The sequence below is a fragment of the Gemmobacter caeni genome (assembly GCF_003054195.1).
Taxonomy (GTDB): Bacteria; Pseudomonadota; Alphaproteobacteria; order Rhodobacterales; family Rhodobacteraceae; genus Gemmobacter; species Gemmobacter caeni.
Genome location: NZ_QBKP01000008.1, coordinates 149,940 through 172,565, shown reverse-complemented (window position 1 = coordinate 172,565; position 22,626 = coordinate 149,940). Strand labels below are relative to the sequence as shown.

The following is a 22,626-nucleotide window of genomic DNA, read 5'->3' as shown; positions in this document are numbered from 1 at the left end:
CCCGACAGGATCACGTTTTAAGTGAAACTACCAGCGAGACGCCGTTTTCGCAACTGCCTCGTCAACTGCCCAGAATGCCCGAGATCGCCCGCTTGTTCCTCGTGACGAAATTGATCAGGCTTTGTTCACCGGAGGGGGAACTCACTGCCGTATCGAGGATTTCGTTGGGGTCGAGCACGTTGACGACGCGAACCTGGGTTGCGCCGCCGCCATTCTTGCGATGCCGGGGATCGCTTGCGGTCAAGACCTCTTCGCCCATTTCCAGAACCGTCGGAACTTCGTTCGGCTTCAGACCCGGGAAACCCCCGCCATGATACCGCATGGCGCCGGAAAACACAGCCGGGTTCACGACTTTGGTGGACAGGGCATCCGTGCCGATCACGCCGCCAGTATGGGCGATGGGAACCGGAACCCCGAGACCGCCAAGGAATCCGCCAACGATATTGCCGAAACCGCTGCCTTGCAGGATCTTCAGCATGTTCGCCTGAACGATCATCTCGCCCATCTTGATCAGGAAATCGGCCGCGAATTTCGCAAACGCACGACCAAGGGAGTCAATGGCGTTCTCACCCGCTGCGATATCCTGCGCGAGCTGGCTGATGCCAGACGATGCCTGATTTGCGGCCCATTCATTCCATGACCGGATGACCTGTTGGCTTTCATTCTGCATCACCTGAACATCGACCTTGAGGGTCTTCAGTTTCAGGATTGCAGCATCCGCCTGCGGCCCACCGATCGCCTGCCAGAACGCAATGGCATCGTCGATAGCCTTCCCGAGGTCGCCTTCCAGCCCATCAAGTTCGCCAGTGATCTTTGAGATCGCCTCGGCGTCGCCGGCTTCGCGCGCCATCGTGAGGTTTTGCACGAGCAACTGGCGCCGTTCGAGGATCTGGTTCACCCTCGTCTCAGCATTCTCTCTATCAAACTGCCGCCCGGTCAGAGAGGCGATTTCGTCGCGCTGCTCCTTGGTGAGTTGAAGCCCGGCCTCCTTTGCCTTCAGTTCCTCGTCATACAGCGCCTTGGTGATTGCTGCCTGACGGGCTTCCTGGGTTTGCAGAGACAGTTCGAGTTTCTGACCTTCCATGCGCTCCGCGTAAGAACGCATGTAATCGGCTTCACGCTTCAGGCGCTTTTCTTCTTCGTCGGCAGCCTTTTTCGCCCGGTCTTCATCCAGTTTGACCATTTCCCGGCTGATATCGAGTTCGGCTGACGAAACTCCCATCTTCCGTTGCGACCAGGCGCGAACTTCCCCGGCATTCTTCCCTTCGAGGATGCTGCGGTTGGCGGCGATCTGGTCTGCCCCAAGAATGCTGGAAACCGGGGTAGAAGCAGACGCAGCCATGACGCCTGCTGCACCGCGAGGACCGAGGAAGTGGGCGAGATAAAGCGATGCCTCGTTGACCGCTACGCCGGCCGACTGGAGAACTTTCGCATTCTCCATTGCGTAAAGTTCGACCATCTTGCGGGAGATAGCCGACTCCTTCCGCAGTTCCAGGATAGCCGCTTCACTCATGCTCGCAGCGCGATCTGGGAAGTAGCGCCGGAACATATCCAGCCAAGTGCTTGCGATGAACTGACCGAGACCTGTGGCAGTTGACTGAGGATTTTTAGCAGAGGCATTGCCGCCGCTTTCCACGCCAACAATCTTGTCGACGAGACCGCTCATGCCCGATGAGGTCATAAGTTCGGCACTGGCTTGGGTATCGAAAGCCATTCCGAGACGTTCGCGCAGAAGCCTGTTCTGTTCCTCGGTGAGGCCGACAGCATCGAGACCAAGCGCCTTTTGCGCTTCCATTGCGCGGGTTTTGGCTTCCAGGAGACCCTGCTCGATGAACCGTTCCCGATTGGTCAGCGCAGCGAGTTCGGCTTCACGCTGAGCAGTTTCGATCTGCCGATCCAATTCGAAATTGATGTCAGACTGGATCTTCTTTTCGGCTTCCGAAGCATCTTTGTTCTGGTCCCGAAGATCGGAAGCCTCTTTGTAGGCTTCGTTCTGATCTCGGAGAATGCTTTCGATTTCAGCCTCGACAGCCGCGAGTTCTTCCTGCAGTGCGGCAGTTCTTGGGGCAAAAGCACCATCGTCACGCGCTATGTCGTTCAGAATCTTGTTGCGGCGATCCGTCAGTGCTGTCATCCGTTGGAGGTCATTCGGAGCGATGGTAGACTGGATCGCGCCACTGGCATTTCGCGCAAGATACGCCCAACCTTTCGCGGACATGGCAACGAGCATCAGGCCCTTTGATGCAAGTTCGATGAGACCGGATTGTTCGACTGCGGTGACGAGATCGTCCCAAGCCTGACCCATTTCTTTCGTGGCTTTTTGCCACTCGGTCAGTTCAGGCTTCGTTGCTGCGAGTTTGTCACGCAATGCGCCTTGTGCCAGTGCCATCGCACCAGCGGCGTTACCGGCACGCTCCATCGCACGAACCTGATCAAGTTGCGAGGCCGTGAGGAAGTTCATCTCACGATCAAGGTCGCGCACGCCTTGCGAACCACCACGGAAAGCCGTCAGCATTTTTTCAGCAGCAGCAGGTACGTCCTGCCCTGTAACTTCGGCCAGGTCTTTCGCCAGCCTACCCAGCCCGACGAACTGACCTTGGTCAATGCCTGCTGAAACAAATCCCATCAGCATAGTCCTGGCATCTTCGGTCGCTACGCCGAATTTGCGCATTTCGCGCGTCGCCTGACTCAATCCTTCAGCGCTATATCGGCCGCCGTCTGCGCTGACAGCAAGTTGCTGGTTGAAGAACCGCAGATTTTCCTTCTGCTCAGAAACCCGCATCATGGCTGCAATCAGAGGGCTGAAAGCTGCGCCTGCGGCGAGAAGGATCGGGACTCCGCGAACCAGCGCAACCATGGCTTCCGGCCAGATTTGCGCAAACTGACCGGCCTGCTGCGCGAGAATCTGCAACGGCGCCTGCCCCATCGCCACGCCACCGATCACGTCGTTGATCTGATACCCGAGATTGACCATCTGATACGGCCGAAGACCGTACATCTCGACACCGGCATCTTCGCCGCCGAACTTCTTGCCCCGCGATGCGCGTCCACCGGCCGCACTTCCGAACGGAAGGACGCGGCTTTCAACGGCATTCTGACGCTGAACCGATGCCGTCGTGGCATCCACGGCTTGCTTCAGACGCTTCTGCGCACCGGCAGCTTGTGTCGCAGCACCTTCTGCGCGTTTCAGGGCAGCATGGCTGCGAACAAAGGCTGCGGACTCCGCATCGTAAATACCGATCTGTCGCTGCCATGCCGAAAACCCGCTGACCACTCGGCTAGTCAGCCGGGCCTGAATTTGCTCCTTCAGGGCAGCCTGCCGCGCGCTGCGTTCCTCGGCCGCCTGCAGCCGATGAATGGTCTCGATGTAATGATTCCAGTCAGCAAAACCACTGCGGGCCTGTGCGTTCAGCCGGGCCTGAATTTCCGCTTTCTTCTGCGATACAGCAGTGGCCTTGCGTTCGGCTTCAGCTTGCCGGATCGCGGCAGAAGCCGCTTCAGATGCACGCTGAGAAAACTCACGAAAGGTTCCACCAGCTACGCCGCGAAGGCGCTGCAGGCTTTCGCGCTGCTGCTCGATCGCATCCTTGGTTTGCAGAATTTTCGCCCGGGTCTGGACCATTTCGATCCCGACTTGCCGGGTAGCCGCGCCCTGCCGCGTCTGCTCCGCATACTGACGATACTTGTCGCGAAGCGTCTCGATCTCGGTCCCAAGTTGCCGGATCGCGTCTTTCTGTTTCAGGGATTCCTGAACAATTTCCTTGCGGGTCAGGGATTTCCTGAACTCGTCAAAGTTCCGTTTGCCCTTTTCAAGGGTCGAGCTGAACTGGTCGGTGGCCCTGATCTTGAGATCGGAGAATGTCTCACGGCCCATCAGCCACCTCGCAGTTTCTTCAGCGTATCCTTGAGCGCTTTTGCGGCACTTTTCGCCAGAGCAACGCCCGCCTTGTTGTATTCTGTCGGAGTAGCGGAGATCGCCAGGTGCATGAGGTCTGCGTTCAGAGCGGTTCTGGCGTTCAGCCGTTCCTGAACAATTCTGGCCTCATCCAGGATCATGCCGACGGTGTATGACCCTGCGTTCAGATGCCCGGCTTCGATGAGAAGGCTCGCCTGTTTCCTGAGCCCCCACATCCATTCCTTCAGGTCGGGCGGAACTTCTTGCTGAGTTCCCGATACGCCGACGTGACGATCTCCACGATCTTTTCCGGCCCACCTTCGCTGGTCATCGTGACCTTGACGATCGCGTGAACCAGCTCAACCTTCGCGCCCACCGTCAGTGCGGTGATCTTGTCCATCTCGTCGGCGGGAGCATCGGTACCCAAAGCAATCGTCATGCTGACGAGCGCCGGAACTTCCTCGATCAGAGATGTGACGAGAGCGATAGCCTGATCCGCAGTCAGTTGACCGGATGCAGTTTGCTCATAGATCGGCGTCAGCACTTCGGCATATTCGCGGACCAGCAGAACGAGGTGATCCAGACCGAGCCCGTAGCAAGCGACGGGGATCATCTCCCCGTCACCGCTGGCGATATTCACGATCTGCCGTGGCCGACTGTAGTTTCCGAAAACGGTGGTCATCCTCCATCACCCCCGTCAGACGATCGGCTTGCCGGCGATATACGCCTCGGCCATTGCGCCCTTCTTCAGCACCTCGACGTTCCACGAGATCGAGGTGAGTTCGTCACCGATCAGGTTCACGTCGCCGTTCGGCGTCAGCTTCACCCAGGGCAGATACCAGTCCATCCGCTGACCGAACTCGGCCCGGTCGTAGAAGCGCAGCGCGCCTTCGATTTCGATGGCACCGGAATTGATCTGGAACCGGCTGTAGGCGTCGTGGCTGTAGGTGACGGTCACCTGACCGCCGTCCGTGATGGTGCCACCCAGCAGGAACGTGATCGTGCCGCGCTCGTAGTCGATGGTGTAATCGGTGCCTGCGGTGTAGCTGGTGCTACCCCCGGCGCCGCCCGTCACCGTGACAGCCGGCGTCGATTTGATCTGTTGCAGACCATTCGGGCGGGATGCGGTGACGCCGAGCTGATAGGTCGCCCCCTTGTAGGCGTTGAACACCGAAGTGACCCCGGTACCGGACGTGAAGGACACGTCGGCAGCGGTGCCGCCGAGGAACATCGCCATCGAGTTCGCGGAAACTTCGTCCGTGGTGACAGACCCGGCCATGGTCGAAGACACGATCTGCGAGAAGTCCTTCGTCTTGACGCCGGTCATCGAACTCATGTGTTCGATGCGCTCGACAGTGCGATTGAACGTGCCACCGGGGCAGTTGCCGAACGGAAGGAAACCGCGTTCGACGCGGGTCAGCGGGTCAACGAACAGGGAGAACATGAACTCCCCTCGACCGATTTTGTAGTTCTCGACGCCCATTATCGTCACTCCTTGAGTTTGTTGCACTTATAACGTGATTTTCACATCACGCAAAGGGTCTCGTCAGATCTTCCGAGAGGGTGAGTGTCACCGAAAGAAAGAAGTAGGCGACGGTGGAATATTCGTTGTCTGCCGGCCGACAGATCGGAGCCCCGATCACCATGTCAGATACACAGGGGGCGCGGTCGCCCGTCCCGAGGATGTTGTACCGCACATTGGCCGCAGCCATAACCTGACGCACTTCCGCCTCAAGCATGTATGCCGGGTCCAGAGGATGATCCACGTCGTCCTTCACGAATCCCTGAATCAGGATCGGGAAAGAGTTCCGCTGGTTTCCACCTTCCGGGCTTTGAGCCTTGATCGGCTGCGCGCGGAAATCTTCCAGAATCGAGATCATCGGCAGCCCGTCAGAGGGGCCGAAAAGATCACGCCCACGGAATACCCGCTCCCTCGTGATGCCGTCCGCGTCGACGTAATCAGAAAGGTCGTGAGTGAAACCATTTGCAGGGGTGATCCCCTTGATCGCCGCGCTCACGGCTTTCATAACACGGAGGCGAAACGGATCAGGCATCAGAAATCCTCAGATCAATCAGGCGGCGAAACTCTGCGTCAAGCGCGTCCAGCACCTCGGGGCCAAGGTCTTCGTAGATGCCTTCGTGCCGGGAATTGATCAAAGCCTGGTCAACAGACGGTCCGTAGAGCAACCACAGGTTCTTGCCGATCTCTTTGGGCACATAAGCCCCGCGAGGACGCATCCCGTCTTTCGTCCTCACCGCAAGCCCGCGGTTGTCTCCGCGCAACTGCATGATGAAGGCCCGCTCGATGAACTTTTTCGCGCCACCGGCTTTCACCTGAACCTGAACCCCGCCACCTTTCGGACGCTGCTTCCCACTGGTGGGTTTGGTGTTGCCGGCGAACCTCGCAAGCGAAGTGGTTTGCCCTCGGCCACGGATGACCGCCTGTAACGACTGGTTCGACGCCTTCGTCTGCACCCACAGACGTTTTCCGCTGGGGCCGAGAAATGCTGCCGGAAAAGCGATTTGCTCACGCAGGGCACGATCTGCCCGCGTCCGGGTGCGATCTGCAATCTTGTTCAGCGCCATGCGCGCTGCCGTGGCAACCTGATCCGGCGAAAGATCGGCAATGTAGCCGGTGGTCGGAAAGGCTTCGAGAACGACAGCAAACTCCATCAGAACAGCACTCCGAGGAACGCCGGATCAGAGTCGGCATTCGGGATCGCGGCAATGATCGAAGCGCAGTCGGATACCTCAACCTTGTTGGCATCTGATCTGACAAAACCTTCGCGCTGCGGTTCGCTGGGACCGATACGATAGATCTCGGTCGCGCTGAGAACTACGAGCGATTTCAGCGACGGAGACGGAACTTCCGAAGCGTCGAAGATGATGTAAGGGTCGATTTCAAGATAGCCCGGCGCGGCCGGCCAGGTGAACTCATTCTGGTTCGGGGCTACCTTGGAATGAACCCTGACCATGCAGGGAACCGGGGTGGCATCGGCGCGAACAAGATAGACCGCAGGAATGCGGAACGCAGTGTGCGCATCCCGCTTCATCTTGGCCTTATGTTCGCGCCAGCTTGCCATCAGAGCGTATCGTCGCCGGGATTGGTGCCGGTCGTCGCAGCCTTCTTGGCTTCGGCTTCTTCGATGCGCTTCAACAGAGCAGCGTCGCCGGTATTCGCCTGGAACTTGACGCCAAGCTCAGTGGCCTTGGCTTCAAGCTGTTCCCGTTCCGGCGACTTCTTCGGATCTTCTTCTTCGACGGCCGGCAGCAGTGCTTCGTACAGCGCAATCTCGTCGCGCGAAGGCTCACGAATGGCGCCGAGGCGAGCCAGATCGTCATGCTCCTGATCATCGAACGGATGCACACGGCCGGGAGCGATGATCGTGTCCTTGCCCTTCTGGACTTCGTGAATGGTGTAACCGAGCTTCATGGCGGTTTCCTCTTGATGTTGGGAGTGGGCGGCCAGTTCAGGCCGCCCGGTTCACGATCACGGTGCGATCACGTTGGCGAGCAGCGTCGCGTTCGGATTCAGCGGAGCCATCAGCGGCGCACTCTGGTGCGTGATGTACTCGGTCTCTTCCGGGGGGTTGGACAGCCAGTTCAGCGGGAACAGACGCATCGGAGCCCAGTTCGCCCGGCGCGAGATGATGCGGCCGAAAGCCTGATAGCCCATGACCGCATCCGGCGTCGACTTGAACAGCATCTGGTGGTTGCCGATGTAACGGGTCGCCAGCTTGGTGTTCGGGTCGATATAGGTGGAATCGTCCACCCACAGTTCGATGGTGCGCCCGCTGGCGCCGCCGACCATGAACTCGCCAACCTTGTAGACGGGTTCACCATTGGTCAGACCACGCTCCAGCGTCACGCGATCGTTCTGCTTCAGGTTCAGGTCGAGGAAATCTTTCAGTTCCGCGTCCTTGCGCATCACCTTCCAGACACCGCCGCCCATGGTAACCCGCGTCGGGAAACCACCGAACTCTGCCGTCGCCATCCGGTCGATAACCAACTGGAAGAAGTCCAGGATCGAGACCCCGGAGTCACCGAAGCGCGAACCGGCGCCGAGGGTGATGGTATGGTTGGCAGCCCGACCGAAGTTGACCACCGTTTCCGGGTAGTTCGGACCCTTCAGCGTGATCATGCCGTCGCGCAGCACAACGCAGGCCATCTGATTCAGACGGCGTTGGTGAGCACGAAAATGCGAACCTGTGATCGCCATGCGGATCAGGTCGAGGCGCTGCGGCGGCGACAGTTTCGGCATCATCTGCGACGCGTTCGAGTCGATCCCGACGCGACGGGTCAGCGGCATCAGCGGATCAATCTGGTCTTCCGCTTTCACATAGGCCGGTTTGAACCGGAATGCCTTGCCGGAATCTTCGTAGATGGCGCCGCCGCGGGTCAGCGGCATGGCGAACGGCATCAGTTTCCGGCCTTCCAGAGGCATCTTCTCGAAGTCGATGTATTCGTCTTCCGACAGAAGTTCGTTCTGGAACCAGTCGGTCCAGTACAGCGGATCCGGCTTCACGTCGCGCCAGACGCCGAGGAACCGATTGGTGTCCCAGAGTTCGTAGTTTTGGGAATCAGCGGGCATAGTCGCCTCCGTTTAGCCGCGCTTGGCGACGATGATGGTGGTGGGGGTGGGCGAACCTTCGAAGGCCGCCAGTTTCTTCGCCTCAGTGTCGAACGACGCATCCCAGACGAGCGAGTCCATGTTGAAGCAGCCCGAATACCAGAACGAACCGTTGGCGCTCCCCGAGGCGCCAAGCGCGACGGCATGAACCAGAACGCCGATCGCCTTGACCGGGGTGGTTGCGTCCCAGGTGGCCGGGATCAGTTGACCCGAGCTGTTCTTGCCGACCACCGTGAACTGCGCGTAATTGACGCTGTTCGGAATCGGAGCGGAGAACGCGGGCTTCAGTTCGGGATGGGAACCAGCCAGCAGAAAATTCTGCAGGTAGGTGTCCAGTTCCTCGAACGAGGCCCGGCCAGGGTCGGCATAGGGAGGGGTGACGTTGGCCATGAAAGCCTCCTGTTACTTGGTGTTGTCGTTGAAGCCCGCCAGGCCGGCAGCCTGACGCAGCGCACGGTCTTCGGCAGCCTGATCGGCTTCGGTCTTGGTGCCGCCCTCGGTGGCCTTGCCGTCGGTCGAAACGTGACCGGGCTGGGTCGCCGCCATCGCAGCGTCGAAAATGGCGCCCTGCACGCCGGCCCCGGCCGTGGTCGTGGCGGCTTGCGGTTTCTCTTGCGCGGGCTGTTCCTGCTTTTCTTCCGGCAGGCTGCCCAGCATCTCGTTGACCGCGGCGGCGTCGAGCGAGGCGAACTTCTCGTTCAGCGCGAATTTCATCGCAATCGTCGGACGCTTCTTGGCTTCGTCGGAGCCAAGGATTGCCGAAATCCGGGTGCGTTCGGCGGTTGCACCTTCGGCGCGCGCCTTGTTCACATCCTCGGTGGTGATGGTTTGGGCCTCGTTATTATCGGCCATCGCTTCGTCCTTTCTTTGATTGAAGGTGGCCGCAAAGGCCGTGATCTCGCTGTCGGTGCGGCCGATCTTGTCCGCAAAACCGATGTCGAGTGCTTCCTGGGCCGAGTAGGTCAAGGCTTCCGTCTTGCGGACTGCCTCCTCGTCCATACCCCTGTTGCGGGCGACAATGCCCACAAACTCCGAATAGGTGCTGTCGATGCGCGCCTGAATGCGATCCCGCACATCGTCGGGCAGCGCCTCATACGGGTTGCCGTCGGTCTTGTGCTTCCCGCGATAGATGAAGGTAATCTTGTAGCCGTACTTCTCCATCGCAGCCGACATATCGACGTGCATGGTCACGACACCAACGGAGCCCACACCACCGGAACGGCTCACGGTGATGGTGTCGGCAGCCGAGGCAATGGAGTAAGCGGCTGAATACGCCGAATCCGATGCATAGGCGCGGATGGGCTTGGTTCCCCGCATCCCGAAGATGTCGTCAACGAGATCGAAGTTCCCGCTGACCATGCCACCGGGGCTGTCGATGATGAGGGCGATCCCCTTCACATCGGGATCAGCCATGCCGCGTTTCATCGCTTCAAGGATGTACTCGTAGCCGGTCGCCCACTGCGTCGCCCACGGATATCCGTTGAGCATGACGCCGCGCACCGGGATACGCAGAATGCCATCCTGCACATCGTAGGGACGGTATGCCGACCGCCAGTCATCCTCAGAATACCAGAAACCGGAGGCCGCAACCTGCGTGGACCCCTGATCTTCCTCCATCTTCACGAGAAATTCTGCCGCGGCATGAACGCAATGCTCGAACCACGGCTGTTGCGTTGCGTTCAACATCGCAACTTCGTTCTGGAAGCGGGAAAGGATGGACGTGTTCTTCATGCGGCGGCCCCATCACGCGGACTCGCCGTCAGCGAGTTTTGCACGTTCTTGCTGTCGGCGTCGTAGACGCTCGGATTTTCGAAGTAGGCATCCAGCTTGCGTTCACGCGCGATCTGGCGCGCGACACGGCGGTAATCGGCACCGCTTCTGCGAGCGATGATCGCTTCCTTCGTCTCAATTCCGGCTTTGAGTGCCAGGATGTCGGCCTGCGTTTCCTTGAGCGGGTCAATCGTGCCCCGACCGGACCCGATCCATTCGCAAGCCGAATAGGCTTCGGCGTTCAGACCTTCGTAGAAAGAAGGAACGTTGCGACGCTTCAGGCTCTCGATCTCGTTGCGATTGATCGCCTCTTCCAGCCACAGGCGGTAAATGAAGTTGGCAATGCGCTCCGCAACCATGCGCTTGCGCACTTGCATCGAGACCCACATCCGCCCCAACGCCGCGCGAACCGAGGAATAGTTTGTCTGTCTGAAATCGTGGATGAACTCTTCCAGCGGCAGACCGAGCGCGGCAGCCGAATACCGCAGCAGGCTGATTTCATACTCGGCGTCGTTCGGCCCCGTCGCCCCGGTGTTCTGAACCGACAGCTTGGAACCTGGCGGCAGCATCGGGATCTGCACACCGTCGACGTGCAGGTTTTTCGCACCACCGGAATACTCTTGCACCGCAGCGAGATAGTCGAGCATCCACTGGGTCGTGGCGTTGCCGTCTGCGGCATACCCGACACCAAGGGCCTGCGTGGTGTCTTGAGGCAATTCAGCTTCCAGTGCCATTGCATAGGACGCCGCCAAGGTCGCACGCTGAAGCTGCGCTTTGCGGAAATGCTTGGTCATCTTCATCTCGTTGAGAGATGAAGAAGCGATGGAAATGCCACGGGCCTGCTCGGGGCGCATCTGCTCGAAGATGTGCAGAATGTTCTGGCGCCCCCATGGGCGGTTCCACGGAACCCGCGTCCAGTCGTTCCGCTTCATGTCCGAATAGTCGTGAAACGGGCCATCAGACGGATGCGAATTGCGGATCCACGCCGCGACGGGTGCGCCGAAATCATCGACCTCGATCCCGCGACGCAGGCGCGGATTGGGAAACACGAACGCCTGCGTCAGCGGATCGGAAAGACGATCCGGGTCAATCATCTGAAATGCAGTGCGATAGGGCCGGCCGTCGTTGGGCATCCAGCGCGCGAGACCGAGAACTTCGCCACCGGCAAGATCAACACCGACGCCGAGGCGCACGGTTGCAGTGAGCGTGTTGCGCTTACCCACGTCGGGCCAGCCATGGGGGGATTCAGCCCACAGATCGAAGCGGGTTTCGATTTCCTCCTGAAACTCTTCTTCCCAGGTGTCATCCTCTTTACCCCAGAGGATCTTCGTCGCGGGGCGAGCATTCAGCATGAATCGCGCACCAACGATGCTGTCCTTGTGGGTGACCATTGCACCGGACAGAAAAGCATCGTTGCGGAACAGATCGCGGGTCTTGGCATCGAGCACGCCCTTCTCGGGCAGAACGTCAGCATTGACCGAACGCAGAGGCGGGGACCAGAGCGCCAGTTCACTGAATGCTTTCGCACCATCGTGAGCAATACCGCCGCCCGACACCCCGGCCACCGCCGCCACGGTTGCCGGGGCGTGGACCGCATAGCCCTCGCCCGGAGGATGAGAGGCGGGGCCGAGCAATGCGTTGAGTTCTTCCTGAATGCTCATCGCTTACCCCCAGATCGGTCTGATGGGGCGACGAAGCTGACTTTGGATGCCGGCAATCTCAGCCTTGATTTCAGCGATGTACGCTTTCAGGCGGCTGGCATTGGCTGGAGTGTACCTGACACTTTCACCGTTGGAGTCACGGCATTCCACGGGCTGACCGCCAGTCAGCAGCGCATGATACGCTGCCTCAGCCTCCACGAGTCTCTGTGCTGCGGTCAGGGTCAAGTTGCTCATCCGTACAGGAAATTTGTCCATATACGGATACACGAATGCACAACTTCTTGCAATAATAACTTGATTATCACTAATAAAGTGACTTTTATCAAAGCAAGAATGAAAGAGCGAACCGCAGCATCAGGCCAGTCGTGAAGCTAGATCAGCGAAGCTCGGTTTGGATTTCTGCTTCTCTGCGACCGTACTTTCATCGGCTTCCGGGTTGACGATGAAATCGTTGTCATCCCACTCGGCCGCCCATGTCGGAGGATTGGTCCAGTCGATGCGTTCGATACCGAAATGCACCCACGGCGCCTCCCTCTCGATAGGCCGCACCACGATACCCATGGCGTAACAGCTCAAGTCCCACGCTTCATTTCGACGGCGACGGGGATTCTCCCAGCCTTTCTCGGTGCGAATTTCCGTGGTCATCTGATTGTAGAACCACGGCTGCATCCATGTCGGGAAACGAACCCTGCCACTGACACCTATCTCGTTTTGATCCTCCTGGCCCACGGTGCGCGCCAACATCCCGCTGACCAGATCCTTTACGAGGTTGGAATTGAGCAGAAGGACCGGCACATCCCCGCGCGCAACGGCATACTTGTCCTTGCGAGAGGAATCCGGCCACGTCGCGCGGGCTCTCGGGGCCGTCTTGCTCGGCTCACCTTTCACCAGAATGAAGCGACGATGAAGCCCGTCCTCTGTCTGCTTGAGACGGCGCCACAAATTATAGGCGTGCGTTGTCACCCCCTCCGCGCCACCGGAGTCGCATCCTGTTGCCCGGATCGCCATGCGGCGACCGCTACCGTCGGACAGCGCGTAGGTTTTCCGCATCACCTCGCGCACCAGAATATCCCAGTCCTCACCATAGGCGGCTGGGTCCATCGGCAACCTGTCTCCGTCTGCGTTGCGTCGATCCGACAAGCGCAGTTTGAAGCCGTCGATGACGACAAGATCTCCAGATGAGGTATAGCCGTTGATCTGAACCACGAAGCAGGTTTTCTGCACGTCGATGGTGGCAACGAGGAACCGCACCCATGGTGGGATTGTCGGTTCTTCCTCGGTCGACCCCCAGTCTTCTGCCTTTTCTTTCAGCTGTTCCGGGGATCGTTCGGACAGACGCGAGGCCGGGATGTAATAACTCCCCTGATCCACGGTGATCGTGGTGCGCAGCGGCCCGTCGTCTCCGGTCTCTTCGAGCGCCTTCGTCGCGGTGAGGTATTTTGCAGCAAGTTCGCCCCATGTGACGTAACCTGCGGCCGGTCCCTTCAACCAGAAGGAGGCGATGTTTGATCGAGCGATGTAACCGTCTTCGCGAATAGGGGAGATGACGCCATCTGCATCGACGCGCGCCCAGTCGGGCACCCAGACACCCTTCATGTTCATGGCGTCTTTGTATTTCGGCTCGATCGGACAACCTCTGACCGGACACCGCATGTAGGTTTTCTCCCGCGCCTCAAGCATGTCGCGAGCGTCCTCGTAACCGACGAGGTGTTTGAAATCCGGCTCGAACGGAGATCCGCACTTCGGGCAAAACCAATAGAACCTGCGGCGATCACCACGATTGTAGAGTTCGAAAATGCCTTTGATCGGCGGGGCCTGATGTGGGGATTGGGGTGCCCACTTCGGATCGGTGATTTCCTTGTTCGGGTTCGGGGACGCCTCGGCTACGGTCATCCCGCGGCGCCCGAAGGTTTGCGTCCGCTTCGCCGCCATGTCGTAGGGCGTGCCTTCGCCGCCAACATCATCGTCCATGCGTTCATAGTCGATCAGCCAGACCCGGCCGACGGTGATGTTCGACAGGTTGGAGGCAGTCGGGTAGGTCAGCAGAAACCGCATCCCCGACTCAAACGTCTTGTCGAAGGTGTTATCCATCTGACGCTTGGTGAGCTGGCGCTTGCGCACCTCATCCGACGCCACGAGAAAACGTTGCAGATCCCCGTTGGAAAACTTGCGAGCATTTTCCCGGTCCATCTGAACGTAAAGCATGTCTGCCGGATCGGTGATGACCGTATGCGCCATCCACCCCAGAGACATTGCCGTTTTGCCGGTTCGGGCCGGGCCAACGAAAATCATGCCCTGATGGTCCAGGCTCGTCAGCATGTTCATCGGTTCGATCAGATATGGGGTCTTGAGCGGCGACCATCGGGTCTTGTGCCCGGACCCTGATCCGAAAAACATGTATTCTTGTGCGCATTGCGCCACTGTCAGCCGCTCTGCCGGCTGCATCATGTCGAATGCTTTTGCCGCAATCTCTTCGATCCCATGATACCTGGCCGCCTCAGCCAGGTCTCTTACGGATGGGGCCTTAATGGTCCTGGCTGTCATTCGTCCTCTTGCGACGGCATCTCGCCGCTTGCTTCGAGTTCGGAAATGATGGTGTCGGACATGCTCGCCCGCGTCAGACCCTCCTTGGGAAGGTCAATCAGACGGTTGCGAACTGAAGAAATCAGCCGGTCGACAGCCCCCAGCAGAAATTCATACTGCTCGTTGCTCAACTGATCCTTTTCAGGAAGATCCTCGATCCAGTTTTTCGCTTCTTCCTTGATAAGAAGGGCGACTCTTCCCATCACGACGAGAACATCTTCGGTATGCCAAAGGTCACCGGCAGCGTTCATCACACGGATGCGCTGCATGGCAGAATCCCAGAACATCTTGTTGATGTACGGCGGGAGGCTGGCTGCATTTTTCGATGACAGCCAATCCTCGATGTCGATTTTGGGATTGATCAGGTAGCCCATCGCCTCGACGAAATCATACTTCGGGTGCGACTTCGCACCACGGCGATCCCATTCCTTGACCGGACACTTCGCCAGGCGCTTCTCGATCTGGTAGGGCTGTTTGCCGACGACCTGAGCGAGAAAGGTCACCCCAACCGGCTTGCGGAACATGGATGGATGGGGCTCAGGCTCAGGTCGAGGCGACGGAGGCCCGAGAAGTGCGTCCAGATCATCAGTCACGGATCAACCCTTCACGAACTTTTCTTGCCAGGCGACGATCTCGCCTTCGACCCACGCCGATACGCGATAGGAAATGCGGCGCGGCGGCGGGAACCTCCCCTCCCTTGCCATCTGATAGATCGTGCTGCGGGCGAGCCCGGTACGCTTGATCACTTCTCCGATTCTCAAAAACATGCTTCCCCTCGTCATGGCGGTGACTTGATGGATTCAGATTATCACTTTTAACTTGCAAAGCAACACGAATCACGCCAATATTGATTTGTGGATGCGAGGTGGTATTCAAATTCACAACCGACCCCGAGGGGCGCGTCTCGATAACCGCGCAACCGCTTTCTGGCGGATGCTGAATGAGTGACCCGTAGAGCAAGACTCCTCAAGGATGAGCGAGCGGGTGAAACCAAAAGGGCCTTTCAGCATCCTCCTGAGCGTGGTTCGGCAACGAGTGCTGTGGGTAAAGCCTACCAGCGTGAAAGCGGGTGACAGCGGTTCAAGTCCGTGCGAACGGCCCACGCTCAACTTGTGTTTCTACCGGCCTCTTGCCGAAAGGTGATAGGAGAAATGTTGACCTGGATGCCGGTTATGGGTCATGCCGAGGGTGTCGGAACAAGCGGAAGGCGGGAGCCGCAATACACCCAACCCGCAACCGCTTTCACGCGGTCACAGATTGACATGGTTCTCACATCCGGCATCGGGGTCGCACCTCGGCATTGTTAGACAGTGAGTAAGGTGGCCACCTGCCATGTTTCCGGGGAAACCCGGTAAATCTGTGACCTCGTGAGCGCGGAGTCCGGTGCCGAATTTTGGTTACGGGGCGTAATTCCGATGTGTAGCTTATATAGGTTCAAATCCTATCCGGCCCGCGCTCACCTTGCACGATGGCCCGATAGGGTTGCATCAGGGCTACGGCCCACTCAGCATGGGAGCAGTGCGCCAACGATGGTCGTGGCCGATCCATGCCGACCTGGCAGCCGGGAAATAGCGGCACCGCTTTCTGGCGGGTGCATCAAAAGGACGCCGGTTTACACCAAGGATCGCCGCGTGACCGGCTTAGCAAGTCGCGGCAGATGCATCCTCCTGAGCGCGGCCCCTGAGTGGTGAAGTGAAAGCGGGATGCTGACTTCCACGGGCACCTTTGGAACCCCTGAAATGTGGCCCGCGCTCACCCCAACATTTCACCGAGCATCTTTTGCTGCTCGATCCAGTCTCCCCACCAGTTCATCATCCGGCACCGTTCAGACCAGTATAGCGCAGCATTATAGGCGGCACGCACTTCGTTCTTCGGGGTATGAGCAAGCTGGCGCTCGATCGCATCCGCCCGCCACAAGCCACTTTCGTTCATCATGGTCGAGGCCAGAGACCGCATGCCGTGAACAGTGACCCTGCTGTGGTATCCCATCCGGTAAAGCGCATAGATCATCGTGTTTTCGGACATGCTTCCGCGGACACCCGGAAACACCCATTCCGTCGATCTGTCCAGCGTGGCCAGAACTGCCTGCGCCTGAGGTGAAAGTGGGACAAGGTGCTCTTTCCCCATCTTCATCCGCTCGGCCGGAATCCTCCATGTGTCCCCCTGAAATTCTGCCCAGGTGGCGAAGCGAACTTCCGCGGTGCGGGTCATGGTCAGCATCGTGAAATAGATCGCCTTGGCAGTCACCGGGTTGCCGGCATATTTTGCCAGTCTGGCGAAAAATTCCGGCAATTCCTCTGGCTTCAGCGCCGCCCTGTGTTTTGTTTTCGGCCGCGCTTTCAGTGCGTCGTGAATGCTCGCTGCCGGGTCCAGCTGCGTCAGACCCGATGCCACCGCGTACCGGAACACCGAGCTGATCGACTGTCGCAGCCGGCGAGGCGTGTCCCGCACACCGCGACCTTCTACCTTTCTCAGAACAGCAAGCACATGGGACGGAGTGATCTCCGAAACCCGCGTCCCGCCGATCTCTGGAAAAACATCCTGCACCAGTCTGCTCAGAACCCGTGCTGAATGTTGCGGCACCCACTTGGTTTCGTTGCTGCGATGCCATTCTCGCGCAACTGCCTCGAAGCTATCCTCAGTTGCGGTCTGCGCGGCAGGATCTCGACCGGAAGCCAGAACGCTCTTGGCCTTGTCCCTGTGCGCCCTGGCATCCTTGAGCCCTACTGCCGGGTAAGCGCCGAAGGATAGGGTCTTCTGCTTCCCCTCGAAGCGGTAGTTCATCCTCCATAATTTCGAACCGCTCGGGGTAACAAACAGGTAAAGACCGCCCCCATCCGACATCTTTCTGGCCGCATCCGAAGGCTTGGCGTTCTTGCAGGCGTTGTCGGTCAAAGTCATGTTGGTATCGTCTCGCTGTCTGATACCAACGATTATACCAACAGGCATCTGGACGCATAGGGACAAATGAAAAAGATCATCTATCAAAATGCCTTGTTTTCATGCGTCTAAGCCGGTGTCTCGGACGGCTCTGGACGCATGAAAAAGGCGAATGGTAGGCCCGGAGGGACTCGAACCCCCAACCAAGGCGTTATGAGCGCCCTGCTCTGACCATTGAGCTACAGGCCCGGCCTGACCTGCGTTTAGCACAAGGCGACAGGGGGTCAAGCCTGCGGGCGGCGGGCGGTTTCCTCTGGCCCCGCTGGCCGCCTTGCGGTAAGCGCAGGGCCGGATGAATCGCCGTGACGAGGGGCCCGCCATGACCACGCAGAAGAACGGACTGACCTATGCCGACGCCGGTGTGGACATCGACGCGGGCAATGCGCTGGTCGAGCGCATCAAGCCGGCGGCGAAGCGGACCAACCGTTCGGGCACCGTTTCGGGGCTGGGCGGCTTTGGTGCGTTGTTCGATCTGAAGGCGGCAGGCTACAGCGATCCGATCCTCGTCGGCGCCACCGATGGTGTGGGCACCAAGCTGCGCATCGCCATCGACACCGGCAATGTCGATACGATCGGGATCGACCTCGTGGCGATGTGTGTCAACGATCTGGTCTGCCAAGGCGCCGAGCCGTTGTTCTTCCTTGATTACTTTGCCACCGGCAAGCTGGACGTGGATCAGGCCGCCCGCATCGTCGAGGGCATTGCAGAGGGCTGCGTTCAGTCGGGCTGCGCGCTGATCGGTGGCGAGACGGCCGAAATGCCGGGCATGTATCACAAGGGCGATTTCGACCTCGCCGGTTTCGCGGTCGGCGCGATGGAACGCGGCGAGGATCTGCCGAAGGCCGTGGCCGAGGGCGACGTGCTGTTGGGGCTGGGTTCCAACGGGGTTCATTCCAACGGCTACAGCTTCGTGCGCAAGGTGGTGGAACTGTCGGGTCTGGGCTGGGATGCGGCCTCGCCCTTCAGCGAGGGCACGCTGGGCGCGGCGCTGCTGGCGCCGACGCGGCTTTATGTGAAACAGGCGCTGAAGGCGGTGCGGGCGGGCGGCGTGCATGCGCTGGCGCATATCACCGGCGGCGGCCTGACCGAAAACCCGCCCCGCGTGCTGCCCGAGGGCCTCGCCTGCGAGATCGACCTTGGTGCATGGACCCTGCCACCGGTGTTCCGCTGGCTGGCGGAAACGGCGGGGATGAGCGAGCCGGAGCTGCTCAAGACCTTCAACTGCGGCATCGGCATGATGCTGGCGGTTGCCGCCGACCGCGCCGACGAGATCGAGGCGCTGCTGCGCGCCGAGGGCGAGACTGTCTGCCGCATGGGCCGTGTGGTGGCGGGCGAGGGCGTGATCTACAAGGGCCGCCTGCTGTGAAGCGCGTCGCCATCCTGATTTCCGGGGGTGGCTCCAACATGGTGGCGCTGGTCCATTCGATGACCGGCGATCATCCGGCGCGCGCGGTGCTGGTCGCGTCGAACGATCCGGGCGCGGGCGGGCTGGCGAAGGCCGCGGCGTCCGGGATTGCGACGGCGGCGGTGGATCACCGCCCCTTCGGCAAGGACCGCGCGGGCTTCGAGGCCGAACTTCTGAAACATATCGAGGCGGCGGAGCCGGATATCCTGTGCCTCGCGGGCTTCATGCGGGTGCTGACCCCGGCTTTCGTCAGCCGGTTCGAAGGGCGGATGCTGAACATCCACCCCTCGCTGCTGCCGAAATATCCGGGGCTGCACACGCATCAGCGTGCACTGGATGCGGGCGATGCCGAGGCCGGTTGCACAGTGCATGAGGTGACTGCGGTGCTGGACGATGGCCCGGTGCTGGGTCAGGCGCGGGTGCCGGTGATGCCGGGAGACAGCGCCGACAGCCTTGCGGCGCGGGTGCTGGTGCAGGAACACCGGCTTTATCCCGCCGTGCTGCGCCGCTACGCTGGCGGGGACCGGACGCCCGTCCTCCTGCCCTGAGCACCGAACAGCCAGGGGCCGAAGGTTTCCCCCCGGCCCCTGCCCGCGCGACACGCTCCCACCGTCAGTCCGGCCGGTCATCCTTGAAGGTGCGGTGCCCGGAGATCATCGTCGAGACGATGGACTGGCGGCTCATGATGTCCTCGCGGATCGCGACATAGATGTGGACGATCATGAAAATGACGATCCACCACATGCCCAGATGATGCAGCGTGTGCAGGCGCTGGGTGTTCCAGACCAGACCATGCACCCATCCGAACAGCAGATGCGTCAGGCTGCCCTCCTGCGCGCCTTCGGCGTAAAGGGCGAGGCCGGTCACGATCATGAAGCTGCCCCCCAGCGTCAGGAAGAAAAACATCGCCAGTTGCGCGAGCGGGTTGTGACCCACATATTTCTTCGGCTCTTTCGCGAGGAACAGATACCACTGGATCTCGAACCAGACCTCTTTCCAGAAATGCCCGCGCCAGACCGGCACATAGAACAGCTGCCGGGCATGATGGTTGCCGACAATGGCCCAGTAGGCACGGCCCAGAAAACCGACCGTCAGCACCATTCCGGCGGCGAAATGGGCGAAACGGATATAGCCGAAGACAAACTGCTCCACCGCTTCGCCGATCTGCATGGAGGGCGGTGGCCGACCGATGAAATACCCCGTCACGCAAAGCACCAGAATGGCCGCCGCATTGACCCAGTGCCAGATCCGCACCGGCGCCTCGTAGACATAGATCGAGGTCTGGCGACTGACCGTCGCCATATCCTCGGGCGCGACATCATGTGCCGCGATGTTGGAGGAAGGGCTTGCCATGGCTCAGCCCACCAGAAGGTAAAGACCGGAAGCCGCAATCCCCGCGCCCATCAGCCGCTGCGCCATACTGCGTTCCGCCAGGCCACGGGCCAGCCCGATCCCTGCCAGATGCAGCAGGGCCGTCGCCAGCAGGAAACCGCCAAGATAGGTGGGCACATCGCCCAGCGCCTCGATGGCATGAGCCTGACCGTGACAGAATGCAAACAGGCCGATTGCCGTCAGCGTGGCCTGCGTGATGCCCTCTGCCTGTCCGCGGCGGCTGAACAGCGTGATGAGACCGAAAGCCAGCACGGACAGCGTGATCCAGCTTTCCAGCAGCGGCAGCGAAAACCCGGCCCAGGCCACCGCCGCCCCTGCCGTCATCGCGGTCATGAAGGTGAGCGCGCCCATCCAGACCCGGCGCGGCAGCACGAAGCCCGACCACAGGCCCACGGCAAGCATCGCCAGAAGGTGATCGGCCCCACTCAGCGGATGCAGGAAACCGTGCAGGAACCCATCGGTCGCGCCATGCCCGGTATGGGCCATCGCCGGGGCGGCCAGCAGAGCAAGCAGACCGGCAAGTGTCAGTTTCTTCATCGCTTTTCCTCCCTCAGCGAACCTTGACCCTGGCCAGCTCCTGACCATCGGGCGACATGACATGGGTCGAGCAGGCCAGACATGGGTCAAAGCTGTGCAGCGTGCGCAGGATTTCGACCGGCTCTTCGGGGCGTTCGACCTTGGTATCCATCAGGCTGGCCTCAAAAGCACCGATGTTGCCTGCCACGTCCCGTGGCGAGCCGTTCCAGGTGGTTGGCACAACGCATTGATAGTTTTCGATGCGGCCATCCTTGATCTTGATCCAGTGGCCCAGCGCCCCGCGCGGCGCCTCTGTCGCGCCCACGCCCTTCGCCTCTTTCGGCCAGGTCGAGGGGTCCCATTTGGCGATATTGGCGGTGCTTTCATCTCCGGCCTTGATATTGGCGACCAGCTTGTCGAAGAAATGCTTCTGAAGACGGCCGCAATATTCGGATTCCAGCGCCCGTGCCGCCGTGCGTCCCAGGGTCGAAAAGATCGCATTCAGCGGCAGGTCCATCGTCCGCAACAACCCGTCCACCTGGTTCCGGATATCCTCATGTCCCTTGGCATAGCCCACGACATAGCGGGCCAGCGGCCCCACCTCCATCGCATGCCCCTTCCAGCGCGGCGCCTTGATCCAGCTGTATTTCCCGCCCTCGTCAAGCTGTTCGATATTGGTCTTGCTGCCCTTGGCATTGGGCCCGAGCTCGAACTTCGGGCTGGTGATGCCATCCCAGGGATGCAGGCCCTTGCCCGGTTCGGCGCCCGCATATTCGTACCAGGAATGGTCGACATATTCCTGGATCTGCTCCGGGTCGCGCTGGTCGACATCCTGCACTTCGTTCAGGTTGCCGTTGATGATCGCGCCGCGCGGCAGATAAAGCTGGCCGGGGCTGAAATCATTGGCATTTTCGGGAATGTCGCCATAGGCCAGCACGGATTTTCCCGACAGGCCGCCGCCATAGAGCCAGCTCTTGTAGAAGCCGCCGATGGCGACGACATCGGGCAGATAGACGTTGCGGTTGAATTCGATGCATTTGTCGATGATCGACGAAACGAGGTTCAGGCGCTCCATGTTGATCGCGCCCACCGCGCCGGTGGAATGCACGTTGATCGGACAGGGCACCCCCCCCACCAGCCAGTTCGGATGCGGGTTCTTGCCGCCGAAGATCGTGTGGATTTTCACGATCTCCTTTTGCAGATCCAGCGCTTCCAGATAATGCGTGGTCGCCATCAGATCGGCTTCGGGCGGCAAAAGATAGGCCGGGTTATCCCAGTAGCCATTTTTGAAGATCCCGAGTTGCCCGGATTCCACAAAGGATTTCAGACGGTTCTGCACATCGCGGAAATAACCGGGCGAGGACAGCGGGTGGTTGGGCGACACCATCTGCTGCAATTCGCTGGTCGCCTTGGGATCGGCCTTCAGCGCGTTGACCGGGTTCACCCAGTCCAGAGCATGCAGGTGATAGAAGTGCACGACATGGTCATGGATTTGCAGGTTCAGCTGCATGATGTTGCGGATCGAGTTGGCATTGTCGGGAATGGTGATCCCCAGCGCATCCTCGACCGCGCGCACCGAGGTCAGCGCATGCGTGCCTGTGCAGACCCCGCAGATCCGTTCGGTGAAGGCCCAGGCATCCCGCGGGTCACGACCCTTCAGAATGACCTCCAGCCCGCGCCACATCGTCCCGGTCGAGACGGCGTTGCGGATCATGTTGTTCTCGTCCACGTTCACCTCGCAGCGCATGTGGCCCTCGATCCGGCACACCGGATCGACCACCACGCGCTGCCCTGCCGTATCAAGGGTGAAGCCATTCGGCGTCGTCACTCCCAT

Annotated in this window: 22 protein-coding genes and 2 tRNA genes; 3 read left to right on the top strand and 21 right to left on the bottom strand. The window is 60.0% G+C overall.

Going from position 1 to position 22,626, the window contains the following annotated elements; all coding sequences use genetic code 11:
* Positions 1-61: 61 nt before the first annotated feature.
* The 16 genes from C8N34_RS13980 to C8N34_RS13905 all read right to left on the bottom strand — a co-directional run bounded on the left by C8N34_RS13980 (position 62) and on the right by C8N34_RS13905 (position 15,306).
* Complete coding sequence (locus C8N34_RS13980; protein ID WP_108129330.1) at positions 62-3,874, bottom strand: phage tail length tape measure family protein; 3,813 nt, start codon at positions 3,872-3,874, stop codon at positions 62-64.
* Positions 3,874-4,131: a hypothetical protein gene (locus tag C8N34_RS13975; protein ID WP_108129329.1), complete on the bottom strand. Its 258-nt coding sequence runs from the start codon at positions 4,129-4,131 to the stop codon at positions 3,874-3,876. Before C8N34_RS13975 ends, C8N34_RS13980 begins: the two co-directional genes overlap by 1 nt.
* An 8-nt stretch (positions 4,132-4,139) precedes the next feature.
* Positions 4,140-4,577, bottom strand: coding sequence for a phage pre-tape measure protein (locus C8N34_RS13970; protein WP_108129328.1), 438 nt, complete (start codon positions 4,575-4,577; stop codon positions 4,140-4,142).
* Between the two features lie 15 nt (positions 4,578-4,592).
* Positions 4,593-5,378 carry a phage tail tube protein gene (locus C8N34_RS13965; protein WP_108129327.1) on the bottom strand — a complete coding sequence of 262 codons (786 nt, stop codon included), beginning with the start codon at positions 5,376-5,378 and terminating at the stop codon, positions 4,593-4,595.
* Between the two features lie 46 nt (positions 5,379-5,424).
* Positions 5,425-5,949, bottom strand: a complete 525-nt coding sequence (locus C8N34_RS13960; RefSeq protein WP_145693619.1) for a hypothetical protein — start codon at positions 5,947-5,949, stop codon at positions 5,425-5,427.
* Positions 5,942-6,568, bottom strand: a complete 627-nt coding sequence (locus C8N34_RS13955; protein ID WP_108129325.1) for a hypothetical protein — start codon at positions 6,566-6,568, stop codon at positions 5,942-5,944. Before C8N34_RS13955 ends, C8N34_RS13960 begins: the two co-directional genes overlap by 8 nt.
* Positions 6,568-6,978, bottom strand: coding sequence for a hypothetical protein (locus C8N34_RS13950; RefSeq protein WP_108129324.1), 411 nt, complete (start codon positions 6,976-6,978; stop codon positions 6,568-6,570). The genes C8N34_RS13955 and C8N34_RS13950 overlap by 1 nt, the downstream gene beginning before the upstream one ends.
* Entirely contained in the window at positions 6,978-7,328 is a 351-nt protein-coding gene (locus C8N34_RS13945; protein WP_108129323.1) for a hypothetical protein, read from the bottom strand. Before C8N34_RS13945 ends, C8N34_RS13950 begins: the two co-directional genes overlap by 1 nt.
* A 57-nt stretch (positions 7,329-7,385) precedes the next feature.
* Positions 7,386-8,486 carry a major capsid protein gene (locus C8N34_RS13940; protein ID WP_108129322.1) on the bottom strand — a complete coding sequence of 367 codons (1,101 nt, stop codon included), beginning with the start codon at positions 8,484-8,486 and terminating at the stop codon, positions 7,386-7,388.
* A gap of 12 nt (positions 8,487-8,498) precedes the next feature.
* Complete coding sequence (locus C8N34_RS13935; protein ID WP_108129321.1) at positions 8,499-8,915, bottom strand: head decoration protein; 417 nt, start codon at positions 8,913-8,915, stop codon at positions 8,499-8,501.
* 12 nt (positions 8,916-8,927) lie between these two features.
* Positions 8,928-10,256 (bottom strand): S49 family peptidase, encoded by a 1,329-nt coding sequence (locus tag C8N34_RS13930; protein WP_108129320.1) that lies wholly within the window; start codon positions 10,254-10,256, stop codon positions 8,928-8,930.
* Positions 10,253-11,956, bottom strand: a complete 1,704-nt coding sequence (locus C8N34_RS13925; protein WP_108129319.1) for a phage portal protein — start codon at positions 11,954-11,956, stop codon at positions 10,253-10,255. The genes C8N34_RS13930 and C8N34_RS13925 overlap by 4 nt, the downstream gene beginning before the upstream one ends.
* Before the next feature lie 3 nt (positions 11,957-11,959).
* Positions 11,960-12,190, bottom strand: a complete 231-nt coding sequence (gpW, locus tag C8N34_RS27305; RefSeq protein ID WP_425320671.1) for a gpW family head-tail joining protein — start codon at positions 12,188-12,190, stop codon at positions 11,960-11,962.
* Positions 12,191-12,310: 120 nt separating this feature from the next.
* Positions 12,311-14,500, bottom strand: coding sequence for a terminase gpA endonuclease subunit (locus tag C8N34_RS13915; protein ID WP_108129317.1), 2,190 nt, complete (start codon positions 14,498-14,500; stop codon positions 12,311-12,313).
* The gene (locus C8N34_RS13910; RefSeq protein ID WP_145693621.1) at positions 14,497-15,132 is read right to left on the bottom strand and encodes a hypothetical protein; all 636 of its coding nucleotides are present in this window, start codon (positions 15,130-15,132) and stop codon (positions 14,497-14,499) included. Before C8N34_RS13910 ends, C8N34_RS13915 begins: the two co-directional genes overlap by 4 nt.
* 3 nt (positions 15,133-15,135) lie before the next feature.
* Entirely contained in the window at positions 15,136-15,306 is a 171-nt protein-coding gene (locus C8N34_RS13905) for a helix-turn-helix transcriptional regulator (protein ID WP_199750684.1), read from the bottom strand.
* A 609-nt stretch (positions 15,307-15,915) separates the two neighbouring features.
* Here C8N34_RS13905 and C8N34_RS26380 point away from each other — a divergent pair.
* Positions 15,916-15,992: transfer RNA gene (locus C8N34_RS26380), tRNA-Gly, on the top strand.
* Positions 15,993-16,291: 299 nt separating this feature from the next.
* On the opposite strand, the gene C8N34_RS13900 is transcribed toward C8N34_RS26380, so the two are convergent.
* A complete protein-coding gene (locus tag C8N34_RS13900) occupies positions 16,292-17,440 on the bottom strand; it encodes a tyrosine-type recombinase/integrase (protein ID WP_108129314.1) in 1,149 nt (382 codons plus the stop codon).
* Between the two features lie 152 nt (positions 17,441-17,592).
* A tRNA-Ile gene (locus tag C8N34_RS13895) sits at positions 17,593-17,668 on the bottom strand.
* Positions 17,669-17,798: 130 nt separating this feature from the next.
* On the opposite strand from C8N34_RS13895, the gene purM reads away from it, so the two are divergent.
* Both purM and purN read left to right on the top strand, forming a co-directional pair.
* Positions 17,799-18,845 carry a phosphoribosylformylglycinamidine cyclo-ligase gene (gene purM, locus C8N34_RS13890; RefSeq protein WP_054304698.1) on the top strand — a complete coding sequence of 349 codons (1,047 nt, stop codon included), beginning with the start codon at positions 17,799-17,801 and terminating at the stop codon, positions 18,843-18,845.
* Positions 18,842-19,432, top strand: coding sequence for a phosphoribosylglycinamide formyltransferase (gene purN, locus C8N34_RS13885; protein WP_108129313.1), 591 nt, complete (start codon positions 18,842-18,844; stop codon positions 19,430-19,432). Before purM ends, purN begins: the two co-directional genes overlap by 4 nt.
* Before the next feature lie 64 nt (positions 19,433-19,496).
* On the opposite strand, the gene cybH is transcribed toward purN, so the two are convergent.
* From cybH to C8N34_RS13870, 3 genes are read right to left on the bottom strand one after another with little or no spacing between them, the layout of a single operon-like run.
* Positions 19,497-20,237 (bottom strand): Ni/Fe-hydrogenase, b-type cytochrome subunit, encoded by a 741-nt coding sequence (cybH, locus tag C8N34_RS13880; protein ID WP_108129312.1) that lies wholly within the window; start codon positions 20,235-20,237, stop codon positions 19,497-19,499.
* A 3-nt stretch (positions 20,238-20,240) separates the two neighbouring features.
* Positions 20,241-20,813, bottom strand: coding sequence for a HupE/UreJ family protein (locus tag C8N34_RS13875; RefSeq protein ID WP_054304673.1), 573 nt, complete (start codon positions 20,811-20,813; stop codon positions 20,241-20,243).
* Between the two features lie 13 nt (positions 20,814-20,826).
* Positions 20,827-22,626, bottom strand: a complete 1,800-nt coding sequence (locus C8N34_RS13870; protein ID WP_054304674.1) for a nickel-dependent hydrogenase large subunit — start codon at positions 22,624-22,626, stop codon at positions 20,827-20,829.

What these genes read in the sequence shown, in the direction of transcription:
- C8N34_RS13900 (WP_108129314.1), bottom strand. Translation starts at nt 17,440, where the DNA reads ATGACTTTGACCGACAACGCCTGCAAGAACGCCAAGCCTTCGGATGCG.
- C8N34_RS13940 (WP_108129322.1), bottom strand. Translation starts at nt 8,486, where the DNA reads ATGCCCGCTGATTCCCAAAACTACGAACTCTGGGACACCAATCGGTTC.
- purM (WP_054304698.1), top strand. Translation starts at nt 17,799, where the DNA reads ATGACCACGCAGAAGAACGGACTGACCTATGCCGACGCCGGTGTGGAC.
- C8N34_RS13955 (WP_108129325.1), bottom strand. Translation starts at nt 6,568, where the DNA reads ATGGAGTTTGCTGTCGTTCTCGAAGCCTTTCCGACCACCGGCTACATT.
- C8N34_RS13915 (WP_108129317.1), bottom strand. Translation starts at nt 14,500, where the DNA reads ATGACAGCCAGGACCATTAAGGCCCCATCCGTAAGAGACCTGGCTGAG.
- C8N34_RS13965 (WP_108129327.1), bottom strand. Translation starts at nt 5,378, where the DNA reads ATGGGCGTCGAGAACTACAAAATCGGTCGAGGGGAGTTCATGTTCTCC.
- C8N34_RS13905 (WP_199750684.1), bottom strand. Translation starts at nt 15,306, where the DNA reads ATGTTTTTGAGAATCGGAGAAGTGATCAAGCGTACCGGGCTCGCCCGC.
- C8N34_RS13925 (WP_108129319.1), bottom strand. Translation starts at nt 11,956, where the DNA reads ATGAGCATTCAGGAAGAACTCAACGCATTGCTCGGCCCCGCCTCTCAT.
- C8N34_RS13980 (WP_108129330.1), bottom strand. Translation starts at nt 3,874, where the DNA reads ATGGGCCGTGAGACATTCTCCGATCTCAAGATCAGGGCCACCGACCAG.
- C8N34_RS13930 (WP_108129320.1), bottom strand. Translation starts at nt 10,256, where the DNA reads ATGAAGAACACGTCCATCCTTTCCCGCTTCCAGAACGAAGTTGCGATG.
- C8N34_RS13975 (WP_108129329.1), bottom strand. Translation starts at nt 4,131, where the DNA reads ATGTGGGGGCTCAGGAAACAGGCGAGCCTTCTCATCGAAGCCGGGCAT.
- C8N34_RS13870 (WP_054304674.1), bottom strand. Translation starts at nt 22,626, where the DNA reads ATGGGAGTGACGACGCCGAATGGCTTCACCCTTGATACGGCAGGGCAG.
- C8N34_RS13950 (WP_108129324.1), bottom strand. Translation starts at nt 6,978, where the DNA reads ATGGCAAGCTGGCGCGAACATAAGGCCAAGATGAAGCGGGATGCGCAC.
- C8N34_RS13945 (WP_108129323.1), bottom strand. Translation starts at nt 7,328, where the DNA reads ATGAAGCTCGGTTACACCATTCACGAAGTCCAGAAGGGCAAGGACACG.
- gpW (WP_425320671.1), bottom strand. Translation starts at nt 12,190, where the DNA reads ATGAGCAACTTGACCCTGACCGCAGCACAGAGACTCGTGGAGGCTGAG.
- cybH (WP_108129312.1), bottom strand. Translation starts at nt 20,237, where the DNA reads ATGGCAAGCCCTTCCTCCAACATCGCGGCACATGATGTCGCGCCCGAG.
- C8N34_RS13935 (WP_108129321.1), bottom strand. Translation starts at nt 8,915, where the DNA reads ATGGCCAACGTCACCCCTCCCTATGCCGACCCTGGCCGGGCCTCGTTC.
- C8N34_RS13960 (WP_145693619.1), bottom strand. Translation starts at nt 5,949, where the DNA reads ATGCCTGATCCGTTTCGCCTCCGTGTTATGAAAGCCGTGAGCGCGGCG.
- C8N34_RS13970 (WP_108129328.1), bottom strand. Translation starts at nt 4,577, where the DNA reads ATGACCACCGTTTTCGGAAACTACAGTCGGCCACGGCAGATCGTGAAT.
- C8N34_RS13875 (WP_054304673.1), bottom strand. Translation starts at nt 20,813, where the DNA reads ATGAAGAAACTGACACTTGCCGGTCTGCTTGCTCTGCTGGCCGCCCCG.